The 4556-nt window shown below is 67.9% G+C and carries 6 protein-coding genes; 1 reads left to right on the plus strand and 5 read right to left on the minus strand.

Annotation, left to right across the window (positions count from 1 at the left end; all coding sequences use genetic code 11):
• Positions 1-1571, plus strand: a 1571-nt coding sequence (locus HUU94_RS12890; RefSeq protein WP_302480170.1) for an ATP-binding cassette domain-containing protein, incomplete at its 5' end; no start/stop codon positions are given.
• 117 nt (positions 1572-1688) lie between these two features.
• Here the strand turns inward: HUU94_RS12890 and HUU94_RS12895 are convergent.
• The 5 genes from HUU94_RS12895 to HUU94_RS01135 form a co-directional block, all read right to left on the minus strand.
• Entirely contained in the window at positions 1689-1823 is a 135-nt protein-coding gene (locus HUU94_RS12895; protein ID WP_302480171.1) for a hypothetical protein, read from the minus strand.
• Positions 1824-1841: 18 nt separating this feature from the next.
• Positions 1842-2399: a DedA family protein gene (locus HUU94_RS01120; protein ID WP_174273290.1), complete on the minus strand. Its 558-nt coding sequence runs from the start codon at positions 2397-2399 to the stop codon at positions 1842-1844.
• 38 nt (positions 2400-2437) lie between these two features.
• Positions 2438-3028 (minus strand): glutathione S-transferase N-terminal domain-containing protein, encoded by a 591-nt coding sequence (locus HUU94_RS01125; RefSeq protein ID WP_174273291.1) that lies wholly within the window; start codon positions 3026-3028, stop codon positions 2438-2440.
• A gap of 175 nt (positions 3029-3203) precedes the next feature.
• Positions 3204-4031 carry an ATP-binding protein gene (locus HUU94_RS01130; protein WP_174273292.1) on the minus strand — a complete coding sequence of 276 codons (828 nt, stop codon included), beginning with the start codon at positions 4029-4031 and terminating at the stop codon, positions 3204-3206.
• Positions 4028-4504, minus strand: a complete 477-nt coding sequence (locus HUU94_RS01135; RefSeq protein WP_254601833.1) for a GNAT family N-acetyltransferase — start codon at positions 4502-4504, stop codon at positions 4028-4030. The genes HUU94_RS01130 and HUU94_RS01135 overlap by 4 nt, the downstream gene beginning before the upstream one ends.
• Between the last annotated feature and the right edge of the window lie 52 nt (positions 4505-4556).

The raw sequence follows: 4556 nt of genomic DNA on the forward strand, positions 1-4556 counted from the left end.
CCTGCGCCACCGCGAGCGGGGGCGAGCGCCGCCGCGCCGCGATCGCGCGCGCGCTGGCGATGGCGCCCGATGTGCTGCTGCTCGACGAGCCGACCAACCATCTCGATCTCGCCGCGATCGATTGGCTGGAAAGCTGGCTCGGCCGCTTCGGTGGCGCCTTCATCGCGATCAGCCACGACCGCACCTTCCTCACCCGCCTCACCCGGCAGACGCTGTGGCTCGATCGCGGCCAAGTGCGGCGCAAGGAGGTCGGCTTCGGCGGCTTCGAGGCGTGGACCGAGCAGGTCTATGGCGAGGAGGCGCGCAACGCCGCGCGGCTCGACGCCAAGCTCAAGCTGGAGGAGCATTGGCTCCAGCGCGGCGTCACCGCGCGCCGCGCGCGCAACGAGGGGCGCAAGGCCAAGCTGATCGAGATGCGCGCCACCCGCGCCGCGATGATCGGACCGCAAGGCGCGGCCAAACTCGCCACCGCCGGCGACGACAGCAAGACCAAGATCGTCATCGATGCCGAGCATGTCACCAAGCGGTTCGCCGCCTCCCCACGCACCCTCACCCCGTTCGTCCCGAGCGCAGTCGAGGGACGTGCCACGCTCGAAGCAGGCGAACCTGTCTCGACCTCGCTCGACACGAACGGAAATGGAGGATCGGAACGCACGATCATCGGCGACTTCAGCTTCCGCGTCACGCGCGGCGACCGCATCGGCATCGTCGGCGCCAACGGCGCGGGCAAGACGACCTTGCTCAAGCTGCTCACCGGCGAGCTTCCGCCCGACGAGGGCCGCGTCAAGCTATCGAAAACGCTCAACGGCATCGTCATCGATCAGCAGCGCGCGCTGATGGCGCCCGACAAGCGCCTCCGCGACATCCTCGCCGACGGCGGCGACTGGATCGAGGTGCTGGGCGTCCGGAAGCATATCGCGGGCTATCTCAAGGAATTCCTGTTCGATCCCGGCATGATCGATGCGCTGGTCGGCACGCTTTCGGGCGGCGAGCGCTCACGGCTGCTGCTCGCGCGCGAATTCGCGCGGCCCTCGAACCTGCTGGTGCTCGACGAGCCGACCAACGATCTCGATCTCGAAACGCTCGATCTGCTTCAGGAGGTGATTTCCGATTACGAAGGCACCGTGCTGATCGTCAGCCACGACCGCGATTTCCTCGACCGCACCGTCACGGTGACGCTCGGCCTCGACGGCTCGGGCAAGGTCGATGTCGTCGCCGGCGGCTATGCCGATTGGCAGCGGCAGCGCGCGCCGAACAAGGACGGGCGCAAGGCCCCCAAAACCGACGCCGTCGATGGGCCCCGCGTCGCCGCCGATGCGGCGCCTGCGGCGCCCAGGCGCAAGCTCAGCTATATCGATCAGCGCGATCTCGATCTGCTGCCCAGGGAAATCGAGAAGATCGAAGCCGCGATCGTCCGCGACGAAGCCGCCCTCGCCGATCCCGCGCTCTACGCGCGCGATCCCAAACGCTTCCAAAGCCTCACTACCGGCATCGAAACCGCGCGCCGCCGCAAGGAAGAAGCCGAACTGCGCTGGCTGGCACTGGCGGAAAAGGCCGAAGCGCTAACCTGACATAGAATTGTCGTCACCCCGGCCTTGAGCCGGGGTCCCGCCGCCTGCCAACGCTGAAGAAGAAGCGGGACCCCGGCTCAAGGCCGGGGTGACGTTTCCACTTGAATGGACAATCCCTTAAAAAGGCAGCATCCCGAAATATTTGAGCACGCCGAGCACCGCGATCAGCAGCGCGATCGCCGCGATGATCCCGCCGAGGTTGAAGTTGCTCTTGGCCACGACGACCTTATCGTCCCGCTCGATATCCGCCATCATCAGACCTTTCATTGGTTAAGGGTCCGTAACGCTCTCGCGATCGGCTCGTTCCGGCCCTTCCTCGCGCGCGGAAAGAAAATGGTGCGCGACCGCGCTGCTCACCCCGCCCAGCACGAGCACCACCAGCAGCAGGATCGAGGCCGATTGCACCCGCCCGAACATCTTCTCGATCGCATCGCCGGCCAGGAAGCCGATCGCGGTGAACAGCAGCGCCCACACCGCCGCCGAAAGCGTGTTGAGCAGCAGGAACCGCACCGCCGAAATCCGCGTCAGCCCGATCGCCACCGGGCTGACGATCCTCAGCCCATAAAGGTAGCGGAACGCCAGGATATAGGCGTTGGGATAGCGCTCGACGAACCCCAGCGCCTTTTGCAGCACCGCTTTCTCGCGCACCCGCCGCACCCAGCGATGGTCGCGAAACCAGCGGCCGCCCACAAAGCAGATCTGGTCCATCGCCACCGATCCGCCGAACGCCGCCAGCGCCACCTGCCACGGCGGAAACAGCCCGCGCTGCGCCAGCGCGCCACCCGCCAGCACGAAGCTCTCGCCCTCCGCCATCGCGCCGACGAACACCGCCGCGACGCCCCAATGCTGGAGAAGCTGCTCGACGCTCAGCTCAGGCCTTCCTCTTGCAGCGATTTGAGGATCGCGGGCCGGTCCCGCATCCGATCGAAATAGCTGTGCAGCGCGGGCGGATGATCGATCCCGTTCTTGCGCGCCCACATCAGCATCACGAACAGATAGCAGTCCGCCGCGCTGATCGTCTGCCCCAGAACGAAGCGTCCGCGATCGAGGCTCTGGCCGATATAAGCGAACCGCCGCGCCAGCGTCTTTCCGCCCTCGTCCTTCTCGGCCTGGCTGGCGGCGGGATTGAAGAAGGGTTTGAAATTCTTGTGCAATTCGGTCGAGATATAGGCCAGCATCTCCAGCGCCCGATACCGCTCGATCCCGCCTTCGGGCATCAGCCGGCCCGACGTATCGGCGATATAGGTCAGGATCGCGATATTCTCGGTGAGGATGCCGCCGTCGTCGAGCTCCAGCGTGGGCACATAGCCCTTGGGATTGATCGCCGTATAATCGCGCTTGTCCTCGGTCTGCTTGGTCTTGAGGTCGACCTTGACGAGGCTGTGCGGGGTTTCGGTCTCGTTGAGCGCGATATGATCGGCGAGGCTGCATGCGCCGGGGGCAAAATAGAGCTTCATATATCTCTCCTCGGCGCGGGGAACGCACGGCGGGCAGCGGGGCTCCCCGCCGGATAGGCCGGCGGAGCACCTCTCCAGAGTCGGACGACTTCAACCTCACCCGCTCATGCTGAGGTGAGACCGAGTAGCTCCGCAGGAGCGTATCGAGGGCTCGTATCGAAGTACGATACGAGCTCTAAAGCCGCTTCCCCCGCCGCCCCGCCAGCTCGACGACATATTGCCACGCGACACGCCCGGATCGGCTGCCCCGCGCGGTCGCCCAGGCGATCGCGTCCTGCGGATCGAAGAGCAGGCCGTGCGCCTTCGCATAGCCCGCGACGATCGCCACATAGGTCGGCTGGTCGACGACATGGAAGCCAAGGCTCAACCCGAAGCGATCGGCGAGCGCGAGCTTGTCGTCCATCACGTCGCGCGCCGCGATCGCGCTTTCCTGTTCGGCGATGTCGCGCGGCACGATGTGGCGGCGGTTGGCGGTGACGAGCAGGCGGACGTTGCCCGGCCGCGCCTCCGCCCCGCCTTCCAGCAGGGATCGCAGCCGGCGCGGGCTCCCCGATTCCCCCGCCCCGCCGCCCTCGAAGCCGAGATCGTCGATGAACAGGGCGAAGGCCCGCTCGGCGCCGGCGAGCAGTGCGAACAAGGCGGGCAGGCTGTCGAGCGCGTCGCTCTCCGCCTCGATCAGCGCGATGCCGCCGCCGTCGGCCTGCACCCGCACCACCGCCGCCTTGACCAGCGCCGATTTGCCGGTGCCGCGCGCGCCCCACAGCAAGGCGTCGTGCGCGGGCAGCCCCGCCGCCAGCCGCCGCAGATTTTCGACCAGCACCGTCTTCTGCGCATCGATCCCGGCGAGCAGATCGATCGGCACCGGCGCGAAGTCCCGCGCCGCGCGCAGCGTCGCCCCGCTCCACACATAAGCGGGATGCGCCAGCGGATCGGCGGGCTCGGGCGTCGGCGGCGACAGCCGTTCGAGCGCGGCGGCGATCCGCGCCAGCATTTCGTCGTTCATGCGCCCAGCACCTCCAGCGCGGGGCCGTCGATCCGCCACGGCTGCCACCCGCTCTGCGGCCGCCCGCCGATCGCGCGGTAGAACGCCATCGCGCTCTCGTTCCAGTCGAGCACCGCCCAGTCGATCCGCGCGCAGCCTCGGCGGCGCGCCTCGCGGCCCAGCGCCTCGAACAAGGCGCGCCCCGCCCCCGATCCGCGCGCGCCTTCGTCCACGACCAGATCCTCGAGGTAGATTCCGGGCCGCCCCGTCCACGTCGAATAATTGAGGAACCACACCGCGATGCCGATCATCGCGCCCTCCGCTTCGGCGACATGCGCGAACACCTGCGCATCGGGGGCGAACAGGGTCCGGCCAAGCGATTCCTCGGTCGCCGCCACCGCATGCGGCATGCGTTCATAGGTCGCGAGATGGCGGATCAGGCGGAGGATATCCCCCTCGTCTCCCGGCCGCGCCGCGCGCACCGCCACGCTCACAGCGCCGCCTCGGTCACGGGCCCACCCGCCTGCCGGCGCGCGCCGATCGCCG

Source organism: Sphingomonas bacterium (assembly GCF_903644055.1).
GTDB lineage: Bacteria > Pseudomonadota > Alphaproteobacteria > Sphingomonadales > Sphingomonadaceae > Sphingomonas_I.

What these genes read in the sequence shown, in the direction of transcription:
- HUU94_RS01130 (WP_174273292.1), bottom strand. Translation starts at nt 4,031, where the DNA reads ATGAACGACGAAATGCTGGCGCGGATCGCCGCCGCGCTCGAACGGCTG.
- HUU94_RS12895 (WP_302480171.1), bottom strand. Translation starts at nt 1,823, where the DNA reads ATGGCGGATATCGAGCGGGACGATAAGGTCGTCGTGGCCAAGAGCAAC.
- HUU94_RS01125 (WP_174273291.1), bottom strand. Translation starts at nt 3,028, where the DNA reads ATGAAGCTCTATTTTGCCCCCGGCGCATGCAGCCTCGCCGATCATATC.